The sequence below is a fragment of the Mesorhizobium sp. WSM4807 genome (genome assembly GCF_055811615.1).
Map to the genome: position 1 here is coordinate 56,220 of NZ_JBVVQY010000023.1, position 24,810 is coordinate 81,029.

Genomic DNA, 24,810 nt, shown 5'->3' on the forward strand with positions numbered 1-24,810 from the left:
TAGATGAAAACCCTTGGCCTCATCGGCGGCATGAGTTGGGAATCAACGGCGATCTATTACCGGCTGCTCAACGAGATCGTGCGCGAGCGTCTGGGCGGGCTGCATTCGGCAAGATTGCTGCTGTGGTCGTTTGACTTTGCCGAGATCGCTGAACGGCAGCACGCCGGCGACTGGCAAGGTGCCAGCATGCTTCTCACCGAGGCGGCGCGCAAGCTGGAAGCAGCCGGCGCCGAAGGGCTGCTGATCTGCACCAACACCATGCACAAGCTGGCCGACACGGTGCAGACGGCGGTGTCGATACCGCTCATCCACATCGCCGACGCCACCGCCGTTGCGATCAGCCAAGCTGGCGTCAAGCGCCCGGCGCTGTTGGCGACGCGCTTCACCATGGAACAGGATTTCTACAAGGGCCGGCTCACCGACAAATACGGCCTTCGTCCAGTGGTCCCGGATGAAGCCGGGCGGGACATGGTTCATCGCGTGATCTATGACGAACTCTGCCAGGGTATTGTCACCGCGGAATCGAAGGCGGCTTACATTGATGAAATCGCTCGCCTGCGGCGCGACGAAAAGATCGACGGCGTCATCATGGGGTGTACCGAGATCACCATGCTGATCGGGCAGCCGGACTTCGACATTCCTGTGTTCGATACGACGCGCATCCATGCCGAGGCGGCGGTCGAATTCGCGCTGGGTTGATGCGCTTTTCCTAAAGTGCCGACGCCATCTGGCGCATGTCTCTTCCTTCGCTAGAATGCCCGAAATTTCGAAACAGCCATTTGCGAGGGAACAGTATGGAATTTGCGTTTCCGTGGCCGATGAGCCAGGGCGAATGGCTGGCGTGGTCGAGCGCCGTCGTGACCTTGCTGTTCGGCCTGCTGCTGTTCCTGGCGCCGGGGCTTGGCTTCCGAATCCTGCGGCTGCAGGTCAAGCCGGAGAAAGCGGCGGCGATCGCCGAAGGGCGCGGCAGGATGTCGGGTTTTTATCTCGGCGTCGGCCTGTGCTGCATTCTGCTTGCGCAACCGCTGCTCTACATGGCGCTTGGCTTTTCCTGGCTGTTCACCGCCTTCGGTCGCCTGCTGTCAATGATGTCAGATGGCGCCAACACACCTTTCAACTGGGCGTCCATCGTGGTGGAACTGGTGCTGGCGGCGCTGCCGCTTGCCTTCGCCTTCGGCTTTGTGCCTTGAATCAAAAGCGAATTCGGGACCGGCGGTCGAACCGCACCGCCGGATGCGACAATAGTGCCTGAAAACCATGCGGGACGACGCATTGCGGTCTTAAAATGCCTGTGCTAGACGGCAATCGACTTTCGGCCGGGGATAGCGGAAGCCGCGCCTCCGTGCTTGGAAAAATGCAGTAAGGTCAAAGATTTAGCTAGAGTTTTCGCTCGCGCCAACAATCTGCGGCCTGTCAGACAAGAGAAAAGACGGTCCGTGGCCCAATCGTCATCGCCAATCTCAGGTGTAGCAGAGCGCTATGCGGGTTCGCTGTTCGAGCTCGCGCTCCAGGCGAATTCGGTCGCCGAGGTCGAGGCCGACCTCAACAGTTTCGCGGCGATGCTCGAAGGCAGCGCGGACCTGACCCGTCTGATCAATAGCCCGGTGTTCTCCAGCGAAGATCAGGCCAAGGCCATTGCGGTGATCGCCGACAAGGCGGGGATCACCGGCCTCACCGGCAATTTCCTGCGCGTCGTCGCCCAGAACCGCCGTCTGTTCGCCATCCCCGGCATGATCAAGGCATTCCGCCAGATCGCCGCCGAGCATCGTGGCGAGACCGCCGCTGAAGTTACTTCGGCGCATGCGCTGACTGACGCCCAGCAAACCGAGCTGAAGGCGGCGCTGAAAAGCGTTGCCGGCAAGGATGTCGCGATCACCGTGACCATCGATCCGTCGCTGCTCGGCGGGCTGGTGGTCAAGATAGGCTCGCGCCAGATCGATACGTCGCTCAAAACCAAACTCAATTCGCTCAAGCTTGCACTGAAAGAGGTCGGCTGATGGACATCCGCGCCGCGGAAATTTCCGCAATTCTGAAAGACCAGATCAAGAATTTCGGCAAGGAGGCCGAGGTCTCCGAAGTCGGCCAGGTTCTGTCCGTCGGTGACGGCATCGCCCGCGTCTACGGCCTCGACAATGTCCAGGCCGGTGAGATGGTCGAGTTCCCCGGCGGCATCCGCGGCATGGCGCTCAATCTCGAAGCCGACAATGTCGGCGTCGTCATCTTTGGCGCCGACCGCGACATCAAGGAAGGCGATATCGTCAAGCGCACCGGCGCCATCGTCGATACGCCTGTCGGCATGGGCCTGCTCGGCCGCGTCGTCGACGCGCTCGGCAATCCGATCGACGGCAAGGGCCCGATCCAGGCGACCGAGCGCAAGCGTGTCGACGTCAAGGCGCCCGGCATCATTCCGCGCAAATCGGTGAACGAGCCGATGTCGACCGGCCTCAAGGCCATCGACGCGCTGATCCCGGTCGGCCGCGGACAGCGCGAGCTGGTCATCGGTGACCGCCAGACCGGCAAGACCGCGATCATCCTCGACACGATGCTCAACCAGAAATCGGTGCACGAGCACGGGCCGGAGAAGGAAAAGCTCTACTGCGTCTACGTCGCCGTCGGCCAGAAGCGCTCGACCGTCGCGCAGTTCGCGAAAGTTCTCGAAGAGCGTGGCGCGCTCGACTATTCGATCATCATCGCCGCCACCGCTTCCGATCCGGCGCCGATGCAGTTCCTGGCGCCGTTCACCGCCTGCACCATGGGCGAATATTTCCGCGACAACGGCATGCATGCGCTGATCAGCTACGACGATCTGTCGAAGCAGGCGGTCGCCTATCGCCAGATGTCGCTGCTGCTGCGCCGCCCGCCCGGCCGCGAAGCCTATCCGGGCGACGTCTTCTACCTGCATTCGCGCCTTCTGGAGCGTGCCGCCAAGCTCAATGACGACAATGGCGGCGGTTCGCTGACGGCGCTGCCGATCATCGAGACCCAGGCCAACGACGTGTCGGCCTACATCCCGACCAACGTCATCTCGATCACCGACGGCCAGATCTTCCTGGAAACCAATCTGTTCTTCCAGGGCGTCCGCCCGGCGGTCAATGTCGGCCTGTCGGTGTCGCGCGTCGGCTCCTCGGCGCAGATCAAGGCAATGAAACAGGTCGCCGGCTCGATCAAGGGCGAACTCGCGCAGTATCGCGAAATGGCGGCCTTCGCCCAGTTCGGCTCTGACCTCGACGCCGCCACGCAGCGCCTGCTCAACCGCGGTGCGCGCCTGACCGAACTCCTGAAGCAGCCGCAATTTTCGCCGCTCAGGGTCGAAGAACAGGTCGCGGTGATCTTCGCCGGCGTCAACGGCTATCTCGACAAGCTGGCAATCGACCAGGTCAGTAAATTCGAGCATGGCTTGCTCAGCCACATGCGCTCGGCCGGCAAGGAGGTGCTCGACGGCATCCGCAAGGAGAAGGCGCTGTCGGACGATCTGCGCGCCAAGCTGAAGGCGGAGATCGACACCTTCGCCAAGACCTTTGCTTGAACGAGGCCGGACGAACGGGATCAGGTTTGAAGCATGCCTTCACTAAAAGACCTTCGTAACCGTATCGCCTCGGTCAAGGCGACGCAGAAGATCACCAAGGCGATGCAGATGGTCGCCGCGGCGAAGCTGCGCCGCGCGCAGGAGGCGGCGGAAGCCGCGCGCCCCTATTCGGAGCGCATGGGCGCGGTGCTGGCCAACATCACCCAGGCGATCGGCGGCGGCGGCGAGGCCCCGGCGCTGATGACCGGCACCGGCAAGGACGACGTGCATCTGCTCGTCGTCTGCACCGCCGAGCGTGGTCTGTGCGGCGGCTTCAATTCGCAGATCGCGCGCCTTGCCCGCGACCACATCCGCAAGCTTCTGGCCGGCGGCAAGCAGGTCAAGATCATCTGCGTCGGCAAGAAGGGATTCGACATCCTGCGTCGCGACTACGCGGCGCTGATCCTCGAGCGTGTCGATTTGCGTGAAGTGAAGACGCTCGGCTTCGTCAATGCCGATGCCATTGCCAAGAAAGTTATCCAACTTTTCAACGAGGGTGGCTTCGACATCTGCACGCTGTTCTATTCGCAGTTCAAGTCGGTGATCAGCCAGGTCCCGACGACCCAGCAGATCATCCCGGCAGGCGTGCCTTCCGCTGCCGCCGAGGCGACGGACGGCGGCAATGCCGTCTATGAATACGAGCCGGAGCCGGGCGAAATCCTCTCCGACCTCATCCCGCGCAACATCTCCGTGCAGGTCTTTCGTGCGCTGCTCGAAAACGCGGCCGGCGAGATGGGCGCCAAGATGAGCGCCATGGACAATGCGACGCGCAACGCCGGCGACATGATCAACAAATTGTCGATCACCTACAACCGCCAGCGGCAGGCGCAGATCACCAAGGAATTGATCGAAATCATTTCGGGCGCCGAGGCGCTATAGGCGCGCTCCCGCGAAGGTCTCCGACCTTCGAGCGGATCGCGTGAGAAACAAGAGACGAAAAGGGTAAAGACGATGGCGAAAGCAGCGACCCCCCAGAAGGCGGCCCCGAAGACCGCCGCGAAGGCGGCAGCACCAGCAAAGGCTCCGGCAGCGAAAGCCGCTCCAGCCAAGAAGGCGGCCGTGCCCGCCACGGCAGCCGCGGCGAAGGCGCCGACCGTTGCCATCAAGAAGACTGGCTTGGCCGGCAAGGTTCGCCAGGTCATCGGCGCCGTTGTCGACGTGCAGTTCGGCGAACATCTGCCGGCGATCCTGAACGCGCTGGAAACGTCCAATGTCGGCAATCGCCTCGTGCTCGAGGTGGCTCAGCACCTTGGCGAGAACACCGTGCGCTGCATCGCCATGGACTCGACCGAAGGTCTGGTTCGCGGCCAGGACGTCTATGACACCGGCGCACCGATCACCGTGCCGGTCGGCCCGGGCATGCTCGGCCGTATCATCAACGTCATCGGCGAGCCGGTCGACGAGGCAGGCCCGGTCGACGGCATCGAGATGCGCTCTATCCACCAGCCGGCTCCGACCTATGTCGAGCAGGCGACGGAAGCGCAGATCCTGGTCACCGGCATCAAGGTTCTCGACCTGCTGGCACCTTATGCCCGCGGCGGCAAGATCGGCCTGTTCGGCGGCGCCGGCGTCGGCAAGACCGTGCTGATCCAGGAACTGATCAACAACGTCGCCAAGGCGCATGGCGGCTTCTCTGTGTTCGCCGGCGTCGGCGAGCGCACCCGCGAGGGCAACGACCTCTATCATGAGTTCATCGAGTCCGGCGTTAACAAGAAGGGCGGCGGCGAAGGATCCAAGGCAGCGCTCGTCTATGGCCAGATGAACGAGCCGCCGGGTGCGCGCGCCCGCGTCGGCCTGACCGGGCTGACGGTCGCCGAATATTTCCGCGACCAGGGCCAGGACGTGCTGTTCTTCGTCGACAACATCTTCCGCTTCACGCAGGCGGGTTCCGAAGTGTCGGCGCTGCTCGGCCGTATTCCTTCGGCCGTGGGTTACCAACCGACGCTGGCCACCGACATGGGTGCGCTGCAGGAGCGCATCACGACGACGACCAAGGGCTCGATCACCTCGGTGCAGGCGATCTACGTGCCGGCCGACGATCTGACCGACCCGGCGCCGGCGACCTCGTTCGCCCACCTCGATGCGACGACCGTGCTCAACCGCGCGATCTCGGAAAAGGGCATCTATCCGGCCGTCGATCCGCTCGACTCGACCTCGCGCATGCTCGACCCGATGGTCGTCGGCGAAGAGCACTACCAGGTGGCGCGCCAGGTGCAGTCGATCCTTCAGCGCTACAAGTCGCTGCAGGACATCATCGCCATTCTGGGCATGGACGAGCTGTCGGAAGAGGACAAGCAGACGGTGGCCCGCGCCCGCAAGATCGAGCGCTTCCTGTCGCAGCCCTTCTTCGTCGCCGAAGTGTTCACCGGCGCGCCGGGCAAGCTGGTCGATCTCGCCGACACCATCAAGGGCTTCAAGGGCCTCTGCAACGGCGACTATGACCACCTGCCGGAAGCCGCCTTCTACATGGTCGGCGGCATCGAAGAAGCGGTCGAGAAGGCTCAGCGCCTGGCGGCCGAAGCGGCATAATCAAGCGAATAGGGAGTAGTGAGTAGTGAGTAGAGAATAGTAAGTACGGGTTTGGGCGTTTTGCCCTTCACTACTTACTATTCACTATTGACCACTCACTAAATAGATCATGCCTGAATCTTTCAAATTCGAACTGGTCTCGCCGGAGCGCCTGCTGGTTTCCGAGCAGGTCGAATCCGTCGTCATTCCGGGCGCCGAAGGTGAGATGACCGTGATGGCACATCACGCGCCAGTCATGACCACGATCCAGCCGGGCGTCGTCACGGTGAAGACCGCGGCAGGCGAGGAAGAACGCTACGTCGTGTTCGGCGGCTTCGCCGACATCGTTCCGGCCGGCTGCACGTTGCTGGCAGAATCGGCGGTAGCCGTCGGCGACATCGACCGCGCCGACCTGGCCCGCCGTATCCAGGAAGCCAGGGAAGACGTCGCCGACGCCAAGGACGACCAGACGCGCAGCAAGGCCGAGCAGTTCCTTAGCCAACTCACCACACTCGAAGGCGCCATCCTGCCGGCATAGAGGCTATCCCTCGTCTTCTAGGGCGAAGCGGAGCGTACCCCTGGAATTTATGCCATGAGATCAGCCAAAGAGTACGACGGCGCAGAATAAAAGCCGTTCCGTCGCGATCCTTCGCGCCCCCCCTCTGTCCTGCCAACGTCAAAGTTTCTGCATCGCAAGCCCTGATCCGGATCAGTGTCAGGTCCGCCCAACAGTCATTCACTCTGTATGCCCAGGGCTGTGAAAGCAGCAGCCACACCGCCCTGCCGCAGGCGTTCGAGATGCGCGGCCGCGAGGTCGATCAGCGTCAGGCGCTCAGCGCCGCCCTTGGCGAAGCCGGCCAGGTCGAACACCGCCGCCACCGCTTCGTCAGCCGACAGATGCCGAGTGTCGAGTGCGGCCAGGGCCAAGTCGAGCGGGTCGGTGAAGTGGCTTTCCGGCAAGGATTTGCCGCGCGTCTCGCAAGCGGCGATCCAGGCGGCTACCACCAGCATCAGATACGCGGGCGGGGCACCGGCACTCATCCGCTCCATGGCCGAGGCAACGATGCGCTGCGGCAGTTTTTGGCTGCCATCATTGGCGATCTGCGCCGTCCGATGGGCAAGCGCGGTGTTCGAATAGCGCTTGGCGAGTTGGGCCGTGTAGTCGGACGTGTCGAGCCCGGCGTCCTTCGGCAGCGTCGTGATCGCCTCGGCCCACAATCCGTCGACGAATTGCCGGATCGCCGGATCGGCGAAGGCGCGGTCGACCGTCTCATGGCCACTGAGCAGGCCAAGATAGGCGATAGCCGAATGCGAGCCGTTGAGCAGGCGCAGCTTCATGTCCTCGAACGGCCCGACATCACCGACCATGGTGACGCCGAACCTTTCCCAGGCCGGCCTGCCCGCCGGGAAATCGTCTTCGATCACCCATTGGCAGAACGGCTCGGTCATGACAGGCCAGGCGTCGTCGACGCCGAGCTGGCCTGATATCCGTGCCCGGTCGGCATCGGTGGTCGCCGGCACGATGCGATCCACCATGCTCGACGGAAACGCCACCTCGTCGGCGATATGGCGGGCAAGATCGGTGCCGCGCAAAGCGGCGAATTCGACCAGCAGCCGGTGCAGCGTGGCGCCATTGGCCGGGAGATTGTCGCAGCACAGCACGGTGAATGGCTGGATACCGGCGGCGCGGCGCCGCGCAACCGATTCGGCCAGAAAACCATGCGCCGTTCGCGGTATTTGCGGGTTGGCCAAATCGTGGACGATGTCGGGATGGGCCGTGTCCAGTCCGCCACCCGCCGCCCTGAGATAGGCTTTTTCGGTGATCGTCAGTGTGACGATGGAGGTGCGCGGATCAGTCAGCGCGGCCAGCACCGCACCCGGATCTTCCGGGGCCACTAGCATCGACAGGATCGAGCCGACGACGCGCAGGCTTTCGCTGTCGCTGCTCCTGACCGCCAGCGTGTAGAGCCCGTCCTGCGGCGCCAGCGCGTCGCGTGTGTCGGCGCTGCGCAGCGAGACGCCGACAATGCCCCAATCCATCTCTCCCGCCGCCAGGCAGTCGTCGACATAGGCTGCCTGATGGGCGCGGTGGAATGCGCCGACGCCGAGATGGACGATGCCGGGTACGACGCGGTTGCGGTCGTATCCGGGGACCGCGACCGAGGCCGGCAATGCCTGCCGCGTGCTGTTGGAAAGGCGTCTGTCTGTCATCGTGCGATGGGTCTGATCGAGCTCGTGCCGGGCGTGGCCGGCATGCGGCGTAACATCCGTTTCGTTCCCGCACAATGGGCTGACGTTGCGTAAAAGTCATCATACAACAATCTATTTTTTGTATGTTGACATTATTTCTTTCCGATCCTACCGATGCCGGATTGGGAGGATTGATGTGGCCGTACTGACCGATCCGGATTTGCTGTTTCCCTCGGAGGCGCATCCGCGTTCGCTTGCCCGCGATCTCTACGCAGCTGTCAAGGAACTGCCGATCGTCAGCCCGCACGGCCACACCGATCCGCGCTGGTATGCGCTCAACGAGGCATTTCCCGATCCGGCGCAATTGCTTGTTGTGCCGGACCATTACATCTTCCGTATGCTGTTCAGCCAGGGCGTCCGGCTCGAGGACCTTGGTGTGCCAACGCTCGACGGCTCACCGGTGGAGACCGACGGCAGGACGATCTGGCGGCGCTTCGCCGAGCACTATTATCTGTTCCGCGGTACACCGACGCGGCTGTGGTTCGATCATGTGCTTGCCCATCTGTTCGGCATCGAAGAGCCGCTGACGACCGCAACCGCCGACCGCCATTACGACACGATCTCGACCTTGCTGCAGTGGGAGAATTTTCGCCCGCGAGCGCTGTTCGAGCGCTTCAACATTGAGGTCATCGCGACGACCGAAGGCGCGCTCGACGATCTCAGATGGCACCAGATGATCCGCGACAGCGGCTGGGAGGGCCGCGTCGTCACCGCCTATCGGCCGGACGCCATCGTCGATCCCGATTTCGAAGGCTTTTCGGCCAATCTCGATCGGCTCGGCGACATCACCGGCTGCGACACCGGCACCTGGGCCGGCTATCTCGATGCGCATCGCCAGAGAAGGGCCTTCTTCAAAAGTTTCGGCGCGACCGCGTCGGATCACGGCCATCCGACAGCGGAGACCGCCAATCTGTCGGATGCCGCCGCGCAGGAACTGTTCAACCGCATCCGCCGAGGCTCGGACGACGAGCGTGAGCGAAAACTGTTTCGCGCCCAAATGCTGACCGAAATGGCTAAGATGAGCCGCGACGACGGGCTGGTCCTGCAGATACATCCCGGCTCCTGGCGCAATCATTCGCCTTCCGTCTTCCAGAAATTCGGCAGAGACAAGGGTTTCGATATCCCGACCAGAACCGACTATGTGACGGCGCTGAAGCCGCTGCTCGATTGCGTCGGCCTGGAGCGCGACCTTACCATCATCCTCTTCACGCTCGATGAGACCAGCTATGCGCGCGAACTGGCGCCGCTCGCCGGCGTCTACCCGGCACTGAAGATCGGGCCGGCCTGGTGGTTCCACGACAGCCCGGAGGGCATGCGCCGGTTCCGCGAGATGACCACCGAGACAGCAGGCTTCTACAACACCGTCGGCTTCAATGACGACACCCGCGCCTTTCCATCCATCCCGGCTCGCCACGATGTGGCGCGTCGGGTCGATTGCGCCTTTCTTGCGCGTCTCGTCGCCGAGCACCGGCTCCGCGAGGACGAGGCGCACGAGCTGGCGCAGGAACTTGCCTATACGCTCGCAAAAAAGGCGTACCGGATCTAACGGCGCTTGCCGCCATCGTTCAAACGGGAGGAAACCAATGCTGCATTTTTCTAGACTGGCGGGAGCTACGCTACTTGCCGCCGCACTGATGGCCGGAACGGCAAGCGCCCAGACGGTTCTGCGCTCGTCCGACACGCACCCGGACGGCTATCCGACGGTCGAGGCGGTCAAATATTTCGGCGAGCTTGTGAAGGAGCGCACGGCCGGCCGCTATTCGGTCGATGTCTATCATTCCGCGCAGCTCGGCGAGGAAAAGGACACGATCGAGCAGGTGCGTTCCGGCGTGATCGACCTAAACCGCGTCTCGATGGCGCCGTTCAACGGACTCATCCCCGAAACCACCGTGCCCTCGCTGCCCTACATCTTCCGCTCGGAAGACCATATGCACAAGGTCATGGACGGACCGGTCGGCGACCAGATCGCGGCGGCGTTCGAACAGGTCGGGCTGGTGCTGCTCGCCTTTTATGACGGCGGCGCGCGCTCCTTCTACAATTCGAAGAAGCCGATCAACTCTGTAGCCGATATGGCCGGCATGAAGTTCCGCGTCATCCAGTCCGACATCTTCGTCGACATGGTGGCGGCACTCGGCGCCAACGCGACGCCGATGCCGTATGGCGAGGTGTATTCGGCGATCGAGACCGGGGTCATCGACGGCGCGGAGAACAATTTTCCGAGCTACGACACCGCCAAGCATGCGGAAGTCGCCAAGTTCTATTCGCTTGACGAGCACACGATGGTGCCGGAAGCCTTCGTCATGGCGAAGTCGAGCTGGGACAAGCTGACGCCGGAAGACCAGGCGATCTTCAAGGCGGCCGCCAAGGAAAGCGTCGCTAAGCAGCGTGAGCTGTGGGCCGCCAAGGTCAAGGAATCGCGTGCCAAGGTCGAAGCGGCCGGTTCGCAGATCACGACGCCGGACAAGCAGCCCTTCATCGACGCGATGGGCCCGGTCTACGAAAAGCACGTCAAGGACGACAAGCTGAAGGCGATGGTCGAGGCCATCAAGGCCGTACAGTGATCAAGCGGCGGCGCGGGCATTCCGCGCCGCAATCCTCTTGCGGAGAGAACCGGTGACCTCCAGCTCAGAACAGAGACCGCCCCTGTCCGGCATCGCGCGGGTGATGTCGCGTGTCAGCACGGCGGCGCTGTGGATTGCCGGCGTCGGGCTGGTGCTGATGACCGCCTTCGTCGCCTGGCAGGTGTTCGGCCGCTACGTTCTGAACCGCTCGCCGAGCTGGACCGAGCAGGGCTCGGTGATGCTGATGAGCTGGTTCATTTTCCTCGGCGCTGCCGTCGGGGTTCGCGAGAACTATCACCTCGGCTTCGACGTCCTGCTCTACGTGCTGCCGAAAGGCGGCAAGCGTTGGCTGAGGATGATCTCGGACCTCGTCGCGCTCGCCTTCGGCATCGGCATGATCTGGTACGGCAGCCAGCTGGTCGCATTGACCTGGGGCGCCACCTTGCCGTCGCTCGGCATATCGGGGGGCTGGGACTACGTCCCGCTTGTCGCGGGAGGCGCGCTCATTGTGCTCTTCACGCTGGAGCGCATCGTGCTTCGACTCTCCGGTGCGCCGATCGACGACGCGCTCGATGAACTGCCGCCGGCGGAAGTCGCAGCCGAACTCGACACAGCCAACGTGAAGGTCTGATCGCCATGGAACTCTGGATACTCTTTGGCGTCTTCACCGTTCTGATGCTTATCGGCACGCCGATCGCTTTCTGCCTCGGCGTCGCAAGCTTTGCCACCGTCCTCTACATGGGCCTGCCGCCGCTCATCGTATTCCAGCGCCTGAATTCCGGCATGAGCGTCTTTTCGCTGCTGGCCATTCCGTTTTTCATCTACGCCGGCGACTTGATGGTGCGCGGCGGCATCGCCAGCAAGATCGTTGCCTTCGCCGGTTCGCTCGTCGGCCACATGCGCGGCGGCCTCGGGCAGGTCAACATCGCGACCGCTACACTGTTCGGCGGCATTTCGGGCTCCGCGGTGGCAGAGGCAGCGGCGGTCGGCGGCTTGATGATCCCGCAGATGAAGGCGCGTGGATATGGAGCGGATTACGCGGTCAACGTCACCTCGATGGCGGCGCTGATCGCGCTGCTCCTGCCGCCGTCGCACAACATGATCATCTACTCTATCTCGGCAGGCGGAAAGATCTCCATCGCCGACCTGTTCACCGCCGGCATCATCCCGGGCCTGCTATTGGCTCTCGCACTGATGATCACCGCCTATTTCGTGGCGCGCTCCCGCGGCTATCCGACCGAGCCGTTTCTGGGCTTCGCCGCCGTCGCGCATCTCTTCGCTGTCGCGGTGCCCGGCCTGCTGCTGATCGCGATCATCTTCGGCGGCGTGCGATCGGGCGTTTTCACGGCCACCGAGAGTTCCTGCATCGCCGTCATCTATGCGTTGCTCGTTACTGTCCTGGTTTACCGGCAGATGACTTGGGAAGGTTTCGTTCATGCCACCCATGGTGCCGTGCGCACTACGGCCATGGTGCTGCTCATCATCGGCATGGCGGCGGCGTTCTCGTGGTTGATGGCCTTCCTGAGGGTGCCGGCAGCGCTGATAGCCTCGATGAACGCGATCTCGGAAGATCCGCTGGTCGTGCTTCTCCTGCTCAACCTCTTGATGCTGTTCCTCGGCACGTTCATGGACATGGGGCCGACGATCATCATTTGCACGCCGATCTTCCTGCCCGTGGCGCAGGCCTACGGCGTCGATCCGGTGCATTTCGGCGTCATCATGATCCTCAACTTCGGCATCGGGCTGAACACGCCGCCGGTTGGCGCGGTGCAGTTCGTGGCGTGCGCAGTGGGCAAGATATCCGTCTGGGCAGCGATGCGCTCGATCTGGCCGTTCTATGGGGCCGGCCTCCTGGTGCTGGGGCTCGTCACTTATATCCCGGCCATCTCGCTGTGGCTGCCGAGCGTCTTCAAATAGGGGTTGGCAATGGCATCGGATACGGCGATCAGCCTGAAGATCGAACGCAAGCCCAAGCTGTCGGAGACCGTGGTCGCGGCGATCCGCAAGCAGTTGCAGGCGGGCGAGATCCAGCCGGGCCAAAAGCTGCCGACCGAGGGCCAGCTGACCGAAACCTTCGGGGTCAGCCGCACCGTCGTCCGCGAAGCGCTGGCCAAGCTTGCCGCCGATGGTCTGGTCGAGCCGCGCCAGGGCGCCGGGGTCTTCGTCACCGAGCACATCTCGACGATGTTCGGCACGCTGGCCGCGGACATGGGCAGCAAGGATTCGATCGCCCTCAACGTGCTCGAAGTCAGGTTGGCGATCGAGATCGAATCCGCCGGTCTCGCCGCTATCCGTCGCAACGCCGCGCAGGAAGCAGCGATCCAGGAGGCGTTCTTCGAGTTCGAGCGGCTGCTCTTGAACAGCGAGCCGACAGGTCCGGCCGACCTTGCCTTCCACCGCGCGATCGCCAGCGCCACCAACAATCCGTTCTATGTCGAGATGCTCGACGTACTCGGCCGGCGCGCCATTCCTTGCGACGTGACGTCGCCGTGGTCCACCGAACTCGCCCAGTCCGACGCCTATCAGCGTGGGCTGCAAGGCGAGCATCTAGTGATCCTGAACGCCATTACGACAGGCGATGCCGAGGCCGCTCGCGAGGCCATGCGCGCCCATCTCACCGCCAGCCAGCAACGCTACCGTGAGCGCCTGCATGCACGTCAGATTTTTTATGCCGATTCGGTCAAGGCCGCGGCAAACCGAATGATCAATGAGGCAGCCCAATGGGACAGCAATGAATCACACTGAAAACCACACGGACTTCACCTCGCGCTTCGCCATCGACCCTGTCACTGCTGCGGCGATGGGGACGGACGAGCTCCGTCACAATTTCCTGATCGAAGGCCTGTTCCAGCCCGGCCGCATCGGCCTGACCTACACGCATTACGACCGCATGATCGTCGGCGGCGCCATGCCTGCCGGGACACCGCTTCCGCTGCAGGCGATCAAGCCGACCGGGACAAAGAATTTTCTCGATCGCCGCGAAATGATCGCCGTCAATATCGGTGACGCCGGCATCGTGCAGGCGAGCGGCCAGTCATACGAGCTGCAGCCGCGCGACATGCTGTATCTCGGCATGGGCGCCAACGAGGTGTCGTTCGCCTCAGCCAATCCAGCCGAGCCGGCCAAGTTCTATCTGCTCAGCGCGCCGGCGCATCAGAGCCATCCAAGCCAGCTGATCCCCATCGGCGATGCCAAGCGGCTCGATCTCGGCAGCCAGGCGACCTGCAACGAACGCTCGATCTTCCAGTTCATCCATTCCGGAGGCGTGAAAACCTGCCAGCTCGTCGTCGGCATGACCCAGCTTGCGTCAGGCTCGGTCTGGAACACCATGCCGTGCCATGTGCATGACCGGCGCATGGAGGCCTACCTCTATTTCGACCTGCCGGAGACGGCGCGCGTGTTCCACTTCATGGGCGAGCCGGACGAGACACGCCATCTCGTCATGCGCAATGAAGAAGCAGTGCTGTCGCCGGGGTGGTCGATCCATTCGGGCGCCGGCACCTCCAACTACGCCTTCATCTGGGCGATGGCCGGTGACAATGTCGACTATACCGATGTCGATCCGGTAGCGATGGAAGAGCTGCGGTGAGCGACCTCTCGGCTTTCAGCCTGACCGGCAAACGCATCCTCGTCACCGGCGCCAACACCGGCATCGGCCAAGGCATCGCCCTGTCGATCGCGCGCGCCGGTGGTGCGGTGGTCGGCGTCGGCCGTTCGGCGATGGACGAGACGGCGCAAAAGATCGATGCGGCGGGCGGACGCTTCGAGGCGGTGCGCTGCGACCTTGCCGATCATGCTGCCGCCCAGGCGATGCTCGATCGCATCTGGGACGAAACCGGGCCGCTCGACGGGTTGGTCAACAATGCCGGCATCATCCGGCGCGCCGACGCCGTCGATCTGGCGGAAGCCGATTGGGACGATGTCATAGACGTCAATCTGAAGACGGTCTTTTTTCTCAGCCAGTGCTTCGCCCGACGCGTGCTTGCCGATCCCGGACGGCGCGGCAAGATCGTCAACATTGCATCCGTGCTGAGCTTCCAGGGCGGCATCCGCGTCGCCTCCTACACGGCCTCGAAACACGGCGTGCTCGGCATCACCCGGTTGCTCGCCTGCGAATGGGCGTCGAAAGGCATCAACGTCAACAGCATTGCGCCCGGCTATATCGAAACCAACAACACCGAGGCGCTGCGTGCCGATCCAGACCGCAGCACGGCCATTCTGGCGCGCATTCCGGCCGGGCGCTGGGGCGAGCCGGAAGACATCGGCGACGCGGCCGTCTTCCTGCTGGCGCCGGCGTCAAACTACATGCATGGCGCAGTGGTGCCGGTGGACGGCGGCTGGCTGGCGCGATGAGGAGCATGCCATGACGAGGATTTGGCGATGACCGGAACGAAGATCTTTGCGCACGCCGGCGAGGGCGCATGGACGCCGACCCCGGATGGCAATCGCAGGCGTGTGCTGCTGCACACGGACGAATTGATGATGGTCGAGTTCGGTTTCGACAAGGGCGGTGTCGGTGCGCTGCATTCGCACCCGCATGTTCAGGCGAGCTACGTCGCCGAAGGCCGCTTCGAGGTCACCATCGACGGCAGGACCGAGGTCCTGGAAACGGGAAGCAGCTTCATTGTCCCTTCCAACCTGATCCACGGCGTCAAGGCGCTCGAGGCCGGCCGCCTCGTCGACAGTTTCACACCGCACCGCGCCGATTTTATCGACTGAGGGCGAGCGAACGCAGGTCATTGCCGCGTGTGTCCGGCCCGAAGAGCAGGATCGCCTGCCGCTTCCTTCAAGCACATCCCGGAAACGAAAAGCCCGCGCCTCCGGAGAGACGCGGGCGTGTTGCCTGGGCGCTTGTGGCGCCGCGGTACTCAAAACATCACCGCAGAACCTCAGCCTGCCGAATCATGGTGAAGATCGGATTAATCGGCCCGAGCCGGCGTGCGATATCCACAGTCAAAGCGAATAGAGGCTGGAATCACGCTCGCATATCCGCCAATGAGAGGGATATCCTTTCAGACGGTGCGGACGGAGACAGGACTTGAGGGGCGTTTAATGTTCGAATCGGCTGTCCAGGCAGTCACCCGGCGATTCGCCAGGGAGATGTCGTCGCAGTCCCCGAGCCCGCTCACTTTTCGGGCGGCGCCGATCATAGAAATTCCTTGATGCAGGGATCGGCGGCGAGCGTCCGGGCGGAGGATCCCAAGCGGCGCGTCCTGAAGGACGTGTTCGGCTTCGATGATTTTCGTCCCGGCCAGGACGCTGTGACGGAGGCCCTGCTGGCCGGGCGTCATGTGCTGGCTGTCATGCCGACCGGCGCTGGCAAATCGCTCTGCTATCAGGTCCCGGCGCTGGTCCTGGGCGGGCTCACCATTGTCGTTTCGCCCCTGGTGGCGCTGATGCAGGACCAGGTCGCCGCATTGCGTCTTGCCGGCGTGGCGGCCGATACGATCAATTCCTCACTCGACCGCGATGCCAATGTCGCCGCCTGGCGCCGCGTTGCGGCGGGCCAGACGCGCCTGCTCTATCTTGCGCCGGAACGGCTGATGACGACGCGGATGCTCGAGGCGCTGGCCAGGCTCGATATCCGGCTGATCGCTGTCGACGAGGCGCATTGCATCTCCCAATGGGGCCCGGCGTTCCGGCGCGAATATGAAGAGTTGTCGCGGCTGCGCGATATTTTCCCTGATGTGCCGATCATTGCGCTGACGGCGACAGCGGACGAGGCGACGCGCACCGATATCGCCGCACAGCTGTTCGCCGGGCGCGTCGAAACCCTGGTGCTGGGTTTCGACCGACCGAACATAAAGCTCGGCATCGAGGCCAAGCAGGACAGCAAGCGCCAATTGCTGAGCTTCGTGCAGCGCCATGCCGGCCGCAGCGGGATCGTCTATTGCCTGTCGCGCAAGAAGACGGAAGAGACGGCGGCGTTCCTCGACCGGAACGGCGTGCGCGCCCTGGCCTATCATGCCGGCATGAGCAAGGACGCGCGTGAAGCGAATCAAAACGCATTCATGACCTTGTCCGGTGTCGTGATGGTGGCGACCATCGCCTTCGGCATGGGGATCGACAAGCCTGACGTCGCCTATGTCTTCCATACCGACCTGCCGGGCAGCCTCGAAGCCTATTATCAGGAAATCGGCCGCGCGGGCCGCGACGGGCGGGCTGCCGAGGCACATATGCTCTTCGGTCTCGGCGATATCCGCATGCGGCGGCTTTTCATCGACGACGAGGACGCGCCGGCGGAGCATAAACGGCGCGCGCATGGCCGGCTCGATACGCTGATCGGCTATTGCGAAACGGCCCAGTGCCGTCGCCAGATCTTGCTTGGCTACTTCGGCGAATCAGCAATGCCTTGCGGCAATTGCGACAACTGCCTTGACCAGACGCCGCATGCGGACGGTGAGGCGGAGGCACGAATCATCCTCGCGGCGATCGCGCAGACCGGCGAGCGCTTTGGTGCTGGCCATATCGTCGATGTTCTGCTCGGCCATGAAAGCGAGAAGGTCCTGGCCAGGAACCACCACAGGCTTGCCAGCTTCGGGACCGGTGTGGCGCACAAGAAAAATGTCTGGCAGTCGCTGGTGCGCCAACTCGTCGCGGGAGGGTTCCTGACGTTGGACCCAGGCGGCCATGGCGGGCTCGCGATCGCCGAAAAGGGCCTTGAGCTGGCCCGTGGCGAGGTCCCGTTCCGGTATCGCGTAGAGGCGCCGCGCCGCGCACCTCGTGGCAAGACACGTCCCACCCCGGACACCGCCGCGGGCACGGAAGCCCTGGATACGGCGCTTTTGGCCACGCTCAAGGCGGTTCGGCTGCGTCTCGCCCGCGAGCGCCAGGTGCCGGCCTTCGTGATCTTCTCCGATCGTACACTGATCGACATGGCCGAACGCTGTCCGCGCGACCTCGACGCCTTCGCCGCAGTCAATGGCGTCGGCGCCGCGAAGCTCAGGGAATTCGGCCAGATATTCCTAGGCGCAATCGCCGCGCATCAATCCGGTGCGGCTACACCATGATCGTCAGTCTACGAGGCAACATTTTCTTGAATTTCCTGCCGCTTCCACAAGGGCACGGATCGTTACGCCCGACATGGCGCCAAGGATTTTCGGTCGGCGTCGCGTCTGACCAAGGTGCATCCGACAAAGTTCCGTCTGGCCAAAGCGATTGCGGATCTTCCTCGCCAATGTCTTCCACGTAGCTGGTCCAGGAGGACAGCTCAGCTCCGGTGCGGGCTTTCCGATGAGGACTGGTCAAAGCTCGCCCTCTGCAATAGGTTACATGTAACCACTAGCGGGAGAATCGTCATGGCCTCGGCATCGAAGCCTAAGTCCTCGGGCATGAAGGTGCGGGAACATCGTGAACGTCTGCGCCGGCAAGGTCTGCGCCCGATACAGATCTGGGTGCCGGACGTGCGTGCGCCGGGCTTCCGTTCGGAAGCGCATCGCCAGTCACTAGCGGTCGCGGCAAGCGCCCATGCACGCGAGGATCAGGCGTTCATCGACGCGATATCGGATTGGGGTGATGAATGAAGCGTGGCGATATCTGGACGGTCGCCGGCGGCAAGGATTACGCCGGCAAACCGCGTCCTGTCGTCATCATCCAGGATGACAGTTTCGATGCGACGGATTCGATTACCATCTGCGGCTGCACGACCGACGAGACGGACGCGCCATTGTTCCGTCTGGCCATCGAACCGAACGAGCGGAACGGGCTGCTCGCCGTCTGCCGACTGATGGTGGACAAGATCACCACGGTCCCGAAATCCAAGATCGGCGCAAATATCGGGCGGTTAGACGACGGGGACATCCTGCGCCTCAATCAGGCCGTTCTCGTTTTCCTCGGCTTGGCCGTGTCGCCGAGACTGAAGCCGTGACGGTGAGGATGACCGAATTCACGGTGCTGTCGAGCCTCTGCGAAATTGATCATTCTTCGGTCTTCGGCTGCACGTTCTGACGCCGCGCCGCAAATCAGCACTTGCTTCGTCTCGCCGCTGCGATCGCAGCCTGCTGCTGCCGCAAGCGCTCGATTCTCGCGCTCTGGCGGGCAGTGACGGTAGAGGCGACACGCCGGGCTCCCCACAGCCAGTTCGGAATGTTGGATTTCGCGACTTTGCCCCGGGTGATCGCTGTCGCCGACAGCTCCTTGGCGACTTCGCCCACGGCCACGTTGAGTTCGACGCAACTCATCCTGTCGTATTTCGCGGGGTCAAAGGACGCGTGGAAAGCCGATGCGCAACCTCCGATAAACACGAGGCTGCATATCAGGGCCGTGGCTGTAGAGATGGCTTTCATTTTATCAAGCAGATTTGACGCCGGACGGGCGAATGAGGCATGTGAACCTCTACAACACTCTGCCTTGGGCGTCATTCCCTATTCATCCTCGAAGAATTTCGAGAGAGCCGCTGCGGTCTGGTGAGGGTGCTCTTCTGGAAAGAAGTGCCCGCCCGGAACGGGACCTCCTTCAACTCTGTCGGCCCATTGCCTCCAGATAGCCAGCGGTCCGCCTTCCTCCGCATACCAGGTTTCCAGGCCGCCTCGGCTACTCCACAGTGCGAGGAGCGGACACTTGATGCGACGACCGTTTGTCTGGTCCAGCGCGTCATGTTCGCGATCGATCGTGGCAGCGGCCCGATACTCTTCGCAGATCGCATGAATATGAACGGGATCGCGAAGCGCCTTGACATAGGCCTCCCTGATCCTTTCGGAGAACATTTCTGCCGGCGATCCCCACTGCACAATCGCATTGTCGACGATGGCATCGGGCGCCGCGCCTATCAGTCGCTCCGGCAGCGGTTCCGGCTGCGCAAGAAGGCTCCAGGGCCAGAAGCCGAGAGCCAGTCTGGCGTCCGCCCTGTCCCACGCTGCGGCGGTGGGGATGACGTCGAGGATCGCGACCCTGGATATCTCATCGGGGTGATCGAGCGCCAGGCGATAGGCGACTCGCCCGCCGCGGTCGTGTCCGGCAACCATGAACTGCTCAAATCCCATCTGCTGCATGACTTGAACCATGTCTCCGGCCATGGCGCGTTTGGCGTATGGGCTATGATCGGCAGAGGAGACCGGGCAGCCGCTTTGCCCATAGCCTCGAAGATCGGCGGCGACGACTGTGAAGCGGGGCGCCAAGGTCTCGGCAATATCCCTCCACATCAGATGCGTTTCGGGAAAACCATGAAGAAGCAGCAGCGGCGGACCGGCTCCGCCGACCCTTGCGAAAATGGTCGTGTCGTCCAGTTGCAAGCTGGTGGCCCTGAGACCTGCAAACACGGTTCGTCTCCCTCGGCGTGCCCAAAGGCGACAACGCACAAGGTGCCAGAAGGATCACGTCAGCGGCCGTGTCTGGAGTCGAGGCGATCCGCGAATTCTCCTTAATGGCCGAATACGGAAGGTGGGCTACTGATATTTCGATCGGCGCACCCCATATGAGCGCCAGAGTGTCGCTTAGGGATTTGCCATGATAATTTCGCGTTCGAGCCGGTTTGCAGTTTTGTTTGCAGGACTGTTCCTGGCATTTTCCATGGTCACAGCCGATTACGCCGAGGCGCGCCGTGGCGGCAGCTTTGGCAGCCGCGGCACGCGTACTTTCCAGTCGGTCCCGCCGACCAGAACGGCGCCCCAGCCGGCCGCGCCGGTCGAGCGCTCGATGACGCCCAATACCGCAACGAACAATGCGGCCCGCCAGACGCAGGCATCCCAACGACCAGGGATCTTCAGCGGCCTCGGCGGTTCGATGATGCGCGGGCTGCTGCTCGGCGGTCTGATCGGACTTCTTTTGGGCCAAGGGTTCGGCGGCTTGGCCGGCATGTTGGGCCTGCTGCTTCAAGGGCTGCTGATCGGCGGCGCGATCATGTTGGCCATCCGCTTTTTCCGGTCGCAATCGGCACGCAACCAGGCGCCCGCCATGGCCGGTGTTCCGCGGAGCATGGGGAACTTTGGGCGAAACGCGGCAGCCCAGCCCGAGGCGGACAACGTCTCATCTTTCCCCATTCCAGGCATCGGGTCTGGATTTGGCGGGACGGCTCCAGCCTCCGATGAAATTACAATGACGCCGACCGATCTCGATACATTCCAGCAACGGTTGACGGAGGTTCAGGAAGCATTCGGGCGTGAAGACCATGCTGGCTTGCGCCGGCTGGCGACTCCCGAGATGGTGTCGTACTTGTCCGAAGAACTCGCCGACAATGCCAAAAAGGGCATCAGGAACGAGGTGTCGAACGTCAGCCTGCTGGAGGCCGATATTGCGGAGAGCTGGCGGGAAGATGATCGCGACTACGCGACGGCTGCCTTGCGCTACGAGTCTCTCGACGTGATGCGCGATCGCGCCAGCGGCAAGATCGTCGCCGGCGAAGCCGATCGGCCGACGGAAACAACCGAACTGTGGACCTTCACGCGCCAGAACGGCGGCGACTGGAAGCTCGCGGCAATACAGCAGCCCTAACTGAGACATGGCAACCTCGGCCGGTCACGTCCTCTTGCGAGCCATGATGTACAGACGGTTGTCGTCGCCCTCGTTGCCTGGCTTTCAGTGGCAAGAACGTCGAAGCCCGCGGCATCGATAGTTACTCGCGATGGCGCAGCGCGTCGACCAAGGCAACGAAAGCAGGTGAGGATTGCCGGCGGCTCGGATAGTAGAGATGGTAGCCATCCCAATATGGCGACCAGTCTTCCAGGACCCGGGCCAGCCGACCTTTCGCGATGTGAGGAAGGGCAATTTCTTCTGGAACATAGCCAAGGCCGCGGCCGGCGAGCGTAGCGTCCAGGACATGAAAGATGTTATTGAAGACGAGCTGTCCATCGACGCGAATCTTGATCTCGCGGCCGTTCTCCTCGAACTCCCACACATAAAGAGCCCCGGACGTTGGAAAACGGTAATTGATGCAATTGTGCTGCACGAGGTCCTGCGGCTTCTCCGGCTCGGGATGCTCGGCAAAGTAGGATTCTTCGCCGACGACTGCGAACCGGAAATCCGGTCCGATGCGAGCGGAGATCATGTCTTTCGCAAGCTGCTCGCCCATGCGGATCCCTGCGTCAAAGCGCTCCGTCACGATGTCTGTGAGGCCGTTGTCGAGCAGGAGTTCGACCTTGATGTCGGGATATTTCGGGAGAAAGCGTTTCAACTTGGGCCAAAGGACGCTGCTGATAGCATAGTCAGGCGCTGAGAGCCGGATGGTTCCGGCGGGCTTTTCTCTCAATTCGTTCAGGGCATCGACCTCGACTTCGATCTGGTCAAAGTGAGGCCCAATTCGCTGCAAAAGCCGCTCTCCCGCTTCCGTCGGGGCTACTGCGCGCGTCGTGCGTGTGAGCAGGCGAACGCCAAGGCGAGCTTCGAGTTGACGGATAGTGTGGCTTAGCGCCGATTGCGATATGCCGAACCGGGCTGCGGCTCGCGTAAAGCTACGCTCCCGAGCAACTGCCAGGAACGCGAGCAGATCGTTGACATTCTGCCGCGACACTCATGAATCCTTCTTATAGCCGGAACTCGATTATACCGGATAAATCGAAGGCGAACACAGAGACTTCATTTTGCGGCAGCTTATGCAATTCGCACCGCTCGCCCTCCGGTGACGAGCTACGAGCGGATTGCGCAGGTTCAGTCGGTGCGTTCAACTCGGACAGTGACGGGACCGGGACGATCAAAGATCGAGACGTCGCCAGTGACCTGCCCGAGCACAATGATGCCAGGTGCCGGGACGCGACCGCTCCGATAGTAGATCACGAAATGATCGGAACTCCACAGTCCAAGCGTGCCGACAGAGAAGTCGCGTTGCCGCGCCAGCTCGGGCAAGGCGGAAGGCAGATTGCCGGTCTTTTCCTGGCGGAGATGGTCGGACATCTCGATCGTGAGCGGCAGCATCTGCGCCAGAGATTTTGCGGCTTCGTTGTCGGCAAGATCGGCTGTGACCTCGCCCCAATCCGAAGAAATGCGAATTCGTTCTTGAGCCATGACAGGTCCAACCATTCCTAATGCGACAACAGCAGAGCTCAGCAATAGTTTCAGCATGCCGTCGTATCTCCCGATCAATGTTGATGGAGCCTGCTCCGTCCGGCACAGGCCCCGTCGCGCCGCTCACGCGGAGAGGTGCTGATTGAAGAAGCTGGTCAGCTTGTCGAACGGGATCAGGTCGACGCGATCGTAGAGATCGACGTGCCCGGCGCCGGAAATCCACACAAGCTCCTTCGGCTCGGCCGCTCGTTTGTAGGCATCCTCGCTGAACTCGCGCGAGTGAGCCTGATCGCCCGCGATGAACAGCATCGGGCGCGGCGAGATCGTCTCGATGTCGTTGAACGGGTAGAAGTTCATGAACTTGATATTGCTGGTCAGCGTCGGATGCGTGGTGATCTGCGGGTTTGCACTTGCGGGCGTGAATTCACCCCGCGGCGTGCGCTAGAAGTCATAGAACTCCCGCTGGATCGGATGGGTGTCGGCGGCCAGCTCATGCACCGTGCCGCTGGTATATTCGACCGCGCCGCCTTCAAACTCGGCCCAGCGCCGCTCGGCAGCTGCAGCAATGATCTCCTTGCGCTGCTCGACGCTCAGCGAATGATTGAGCGCGTTGCGGTTGGCGGCCCCCATATCGTACATGCTGACGGTCGCGACGGCGCGCATCCGCGGGTCGATCTTGGCCGCACTGATGACGAAACTGCCGCTGCCGCAGACGCCGATCGCGCCGATGCGGTTTCTGTCGACGAATGGCCGCGTGCCCAGGAAATCGACCGCGGCGCTGAACGCTTCGGCGTAGACGTCAGGCGAAACGATCTGGCGGGCCTCGCCCTCGCTTTCGCCCCAGAACGGCAGGTCAATGGACATGGCGACGAAGCCCTGTTCGGCCATCTTGGTGGCGTAAAGATTTGCGCTCTGCTCCTTCACCGCACCCATCGGATGCCCCACGACGAGCGCCGGATGGCGCGCATTGCGGTCGAGGTTGTTGGGAATGAAAAGATTCCCCGCGACGTCCATCTCGTATTGGCTTTTGAAGGCTATCTTTTCGAGCGTCACCCGATCGCTGGTGTAGAAGTTGTTGGCGCCGTTTGACATGTCTTGAGCCTTTGCGAAAGGGATGCTGAAGAGCGACGCCGCACCGAGCGCGGCAACGCCGGCGCCGGTCAGCTTCAGGATATCACGCCGGCCAAAGTCGACACTGGACTTCGGTTCCGCCGTGCTCTCGATTCCGATCTGCTTGTTCATGCCTGTCTCCTTTGATCGTCCTGACCTGTCGCAGGCCTGCCGGGCCATGCTCATTCCTCGGCATGCGCGGCAGAGTTGCGAATGTCCAAATAGAATAGCGACGACGCCGGTGATCGATTAGGCGGCAAAATCCGCATGTCGTCATGATTCAGATTCATCAATCGCAGTTAGCGCAGGCGTCCCGAAGGTGAACAGATTCGTCCGCCTCCGGCCGCATCTGCATGCACAGGAAGAAGGTCGCCACCGTGCTCGCCGATCAAAGGTTCCGCGTCAACGAGTTCGACGATACCATTTGGCCCTTGAGCTTCATGCACTATGATCTTGGATACTTCGACCTGGAACAGAGGTCATTGCAGACCATCACAACCCGTTCGGCACGGGTTGTCACCATGTCTTAGGTACAATCTGTTACCCATTAACTCCGGGTCGGACACGGCGGCAAATGGCGGAGAGGGAGGGAGAAGAACCCGGAAATCCTCCCATTAACGCTTTCAGACACTTAGGTAGGCCTGCCGACCTGAAAGTAGACGAAACTGTACCAGATGACTGTACCAGTTCCAGCGAAATATGCGAGGCAAAGTTAAATTTGGCCAGTCCCACTTTCGCGTTTAGCTCGAAGTCCTCAATGCTTGGCGATGGCTGTTTTTCGGGGAGGAAATCTAGCGTTTCAACAGCTCCTTTGGCCCTCTTTGAGGTCCCGCTCGACACCGTCATCGGCTCCGAAATTCTGCAACTCCTGGCTTGCTTGAT

General features: G+C 62.4%; 27 protein-coding genes and 1 pseudogene. 20 read left to right on the top strand and 8 right to left on the bottom strand.

Annotated features, from left to right (window positions below; translation table 11 throughout):
- Positions 1–3 precede the first annotated feature (3 nt).
- The 7 genes from AC0L3N_RS25035 to AC0L3N_RS25065 all read left to right on the top strand — a co-directional run bounded on the left by AC0L3N_RS25035 (position 4) and on the right by AC0L3N_RS25065 (position 6,611).
- Positions 4–699, top strand: a complete 696-nt coding sequence (locus AC0L3N_RS25035; RefSeq protein WP_473550083.1) for an aspartate/glutamate racemase family protein — start codon at positions 4–6, stop codon at positions 697–699.
- Between the two features lie 95 nt (positions 700–794).
- Positions 795–1,190: an AGROH133_08824 family phage infection protein gene (locus AC0L3N_RS25040; protein WP_473550084.1), complete on the top strand. Its 396-nt coding sequence runs from the start codon at positions 795–797 to the stop codon at positions 1,188–1,190.
- Positions 1,191–1,436: 246 nt separating this feature from the next.
- Positions 1,437–1,997, top strand: coding sequence for a F0F1 ATP synthase subunit delta (locus tag AC0L3N_RS25045; protein ID WP_473550086.1), 561 nt, complete (start codon positions 1,437–1,439; stop codon positions 1,995–1,997).
- Entirely contained in the window at positions 1,997–3,526 is a 1,530-nt protein-coding gene (gene atpA / locus AC0L3N_RS25050; RefSeq protein ID WP_292548611.1) for a F0F1 ATP synthase subunit alpha, read from the top strand. The genes AC0L3N_RS25045 and atpA overlap by 1 nt, the downstream gene beginning before the upstream one ends.
- Before the next feature lie 33 nt (positions 3,527–3,559).
- A complete protein-coding gene (locus AC0L3N_RS25055; protein ID WP_123150471.1) occupies positions 3,560–4,444 on the top strand; it encodes a F0F1 ATP synthase subunit gamma in 885 nt (294 codons plus the stop codon).
- Between the two features lie 72 nt (positions 4,445–4,516).
- A complete protein-coding gene (gene atpD, locus AC0L3N_RS25060) occupies positions 4,517–6,094 on the top strand; it encodes a F0F1 ATP synthase subunit beta (RefSeq protein ID WP_473550088.1) in 1,578 nt (525 codons plus the stop codon).
- 109 nt (positions 6,095–6,203) lie between these two features.
- Positions 6,204–6,611 carry a F0F1 ATP synthase subunit epsilon gene (locus AC0L3N_RS25065; protein ID WP_123150470.1) on the top strand — a complete coding sequence of 136 codons (408 nt, stop codon included), beginning with the start codon at positions 6,204–6,206 and terminating at the stop codon, positions 6,609–6,611.
- Between the two features lie 194 nt (positions 6,612–6,805).
- Here the strand turns inward: AC0L3N_RS25065 and AC0L3N_RS25070 are convergent, their stop codons facing one another.
- Positions 6,806–8,284 carry a mannitol dehydrogenase family protein gene (locus AC0L3N_RS25070; protein ID WP_473550089.1) on the bottom strand — a complete coding sequence of 493 codons (1,479 nt, stop codon included), beginning with the start codon at positions 8,282–8,284 and terminating at the stop codon, positions 6,806–6,808.
- A gap of 175 nt (positions 8,285–8,459) precedes the next feature.
- Between AC0L3N_RS25070 and uxaC the strand changes: the two genes are divergently transcribed.
- From uxaC to recQ, 9 genes are all read left to right on the top strand, one after another.
- On the top strand, positions 8,460–9,869 hold the full coding sequence (uxaC, locus tag AC0L3N_RS25075; protein ID WP_123150469.1) for a glucuronate isomerase: 1,410 nt from the start codon (positions 8,460–8,462) through the stop codon (positions 9,867–9,869).
- A 37-nt stretch (positions 9,870–9,906) separates the two neighbouring features.
- Positions 9,907–10,884 (top strand): TRAP transporter substrate-binding protein, encoded by a 978-nt coding sequence (locus tag AC0L3N_RS25080; protein ID WP_123150468.1) that lies wholly within the window; start codon positions 9,907–9,909, stop codon positions 10,882–10,884.
- Between the two features lie 103 nt (positions 10,885–10,987).
- Positions 10,988–11,515, top strand: a complete 528-nt coding sequence (locus AC0L3N_RS25085) for a TRAP transporter small permease (protein WP_029349033.1) — start codon at positions 10,988–10,990, stop codon at positions 11,513–11,515.
- Between the two features lie 5 nt (positions 11,516–11,520).
- A complete protein-coding gene (locus AC0L3N_RS25090; protein WP_473550092.1) occupies positions 11,521–12,801 on the top strand; it encodes a TRAP transporter large permease in 1,281 nt (426 codons plus the stop codon).
- Positions 12,802–12,810: 9 nt separating this feature from the next.
- Complete coding sequence (locus tag AC0L3N_RS25095) at positions 12,811–13,629, top strand: FadR/GntR family transcriptional regulator (RefSeq protein ID WP_473550093.1); 819 nt, start codon at positions 12,811–12,813, stop codon at positions 13,627–13,629.
- The gene (gene kduI, locus AC0L3N_RS25100) at positions 13,616–14,473 is read left to right on the top strand and encodes a 5-dehydro-4-deoxy-D-glucuronate isomerase (protein WP_473550095.1); all 858 of its coding nucleotides are present in this window, start codon (positions 13,616–13,618) and stop codon (positions 14,471–14,473) included. The genes AC0L3N_RS25095 and kduI overlap by 14 nt, the downstream gene beginning before the upstream one ends.
- Positions 14,470–15,237, top strand: coding sequence for a 2-dehydro-3-deoxy-D-gluconate 5-dehydrogenase KduD (gene kduD, locus AC0L3N_RS25105; RefSeq protein ID WP_123150465.1), 768 nt, complete (start codon positions 14,470–14,472; stop codon positions 15,235–15,237). The genes kduI and kduD overlap by 4 nt, the downstream gene beginning before the upstream one ends.
- Positions 15,238–15,264: 27 nt before the next feature.
- Positions 15,265–15,603: a cupin domain-containing protein gene (locus AC0L3N_RS25110; protein ID WP_123150464.1), complete on the top strand. Its 339-nt coding sequence runs from the start codon at positions 15,265–15,267 to the stop codon at positions 15,601–15,603.
- Between the two features lie 443 nt (positions 15,604–16,046).
- The gene (recQ, locus tag AC0L3N_RS25115) at positions 16,047–17,894 is read left to right on the top strand and encodes a DNA helicase RecQ (RefSeq protein WP_473550097.1); all 1,848 of its coding nucleotides are present in this window, start codon (positions 16,047–16,049) and stop codon (positions 17,892–17,894) included.
- Here recQ and AC0L3N_RS25120 read toward each other — a convergent pair.
- On the bottom strand, positions 17,884–18,072 hold the full coding sequence (locus AC0L3N_RS25120) for an SEC-C metal-binding domain-containing protein (RefSeq protein WP_473550098.1): 189 nt from the start codon (positions 18,070–18,072) through the stop codon (positions 17,884–17,886). The two genes, recQ and AC0L3N_RS25120, sit on opposite strands and share 11 nt — an antisense overlap.
- Positions 18,073–18,182: 110 nt before the next feature.
- Here AC0L3N_RS25120 and AC0L3N_RS25125 point away from each other — a divergent pair, with 110 nt between their 5' ends.
- Positions 18,183–18,407 (top strand): antitoxin MazE family protein, encoded by a 225-nt coding sequence (locus tag AC0L3N_RS25125; protein ID WP_165848737.1) that lies wholly within the window; start codon positions 18,183–18,185, stop codon positions 18,405–18,407.
- Entirely contained in the window at positions 18,404–18,751 is a 348-nt protein-coding gene (locus tag AC0L3N_RS25130) for a type II toxin-antitoxin system PemK/MazF family toxin (RefSeq protein ID WP_473550100.1), read from the top strand. Before AC0L3N_RS25125 ends, AC0L3N_RS25130 begins: the two co-directional genes overlap by 4 nt.
- Before the next feature lie 94 nt (positions 18,752–18,845).
- On the opposite strand, the gene AC0L3N_RS25135 is transcribed toward AC0L3N_RS25130, so the two are convergent.
- The gene (locus AC0L3N_RS25135) at positions 18,846–19,244 is read right to left on the bottom strand and encodes a hypothetical protein (protein ID WP_473550101.1); all 399 of its coding nucleotides are present in this window, start codon (positions 19,242–19,244) and stop codon (positions 18,846–18,848) included.
- A gap of 3 nt (positions 19,245–19,247) precedes the next feature.
- The gene (locus tag AC0L3N_RS25140) at positions 19,248–20,141 is read right to left on the bottom strand and encodes an alpha/beta fold hydrolase (protein WP_473550102.1); all 894 of its coding nucleotides are present in this window, start codon (positions 20,139–20,141) and stop codon (positions 19,248–19,250) included.
- Positions 20,142–20,331: 190 nt separating this feature from the next.
- Here AC0L3N_RS25140 and AC0L3N_RS25145 point away from each other — a divergent pair, with 190 nt between their 5' ends.
- The gene (locus AC0L3N_RS25145; RefSeq protein WP_473550139.1) at positions 20,332–21,312 is read left to right on the top strand and encodes a Tim44 domain-containing protein; all 981 of its coding nucleotides are present in this window, start codon (positions 20,332–20,334) and stop codon (positions 21,310–21,312) included.
- 121 nt (positions 21,313–21,433) lie between these two features.
- On the opposite strand, the gene AC0L3N_RS25150 is transcribed toward AC0L3N_RS25145, so the two are convergent.
- The 4 genes from AC0L3N_RS25150 to AC0L3N_RS25165 form a co-directional block, all read right to left on the bottom strand.
- Positions 21,434–22,327 carry a LysR family transcriptional regulator gene (locus tag AC0L3N_RS25150; RefSeq protein ID WP_473550104.1) on the bottom strand — a complete coding sequence of 298 codons (894 nt, stop codon included), beginning with the start codon at positions 22,325–22,327 and terminating at the stop codon, positions 21,434–21,436.
- Positions 22,328–22,464: 137 nt separating this feature from the next.
- Complete coding sequence (locus AC0L3N_RS25155) at positions 22,465–22,818, bottom strand: cyclophilin-like fold protein (protein WP_473550105.1); 354 nt, start codon at positions 22,816–22,818, stop codon at positions 22,465–22,467.
- Positions 22,819–22,941: 123 nt separating this feature from the next.
- Positions 22,942–23,175 (bottom strand): alpha/beta hydrolase, encoded by a 234-nt coding sequence (locus AC0L3N_RS25160; RefSeq protein ID WP_473550106.1) that lies wholly within the window; start codon positions 23,173–23,175, stop codon positions 22,942–22,944.
- Positions 23,176–23,259: 84 nt separating this feature from the next.
- Positions 23,260–24,060 carry an alpha/beta hydrolase gene (locus AC0L3N_RS25165; protein WP_473550108.1) on the bottom strand — a complete coding sequence of 267 codons (801 nt, stop codon included), beginning with the start codon at positions 24,058–24,060 and terminating at the stop codon, positions 23,260–23,262.
- A 209-nt stretch (positions 24,061–24,269) separates the two neighbouring features.
- Between AC0L3N_RS25165 and AC0L3N_RS25170 the strand changes: the two are divergent.
- Positions 24,270–24,439, top strand: a pseudogene (locus AC0L3N_RS25170) (transposase); the annotation flags it as partial.
- Positions 24,440–24,810: the final 371 nt, after the last annotated feature.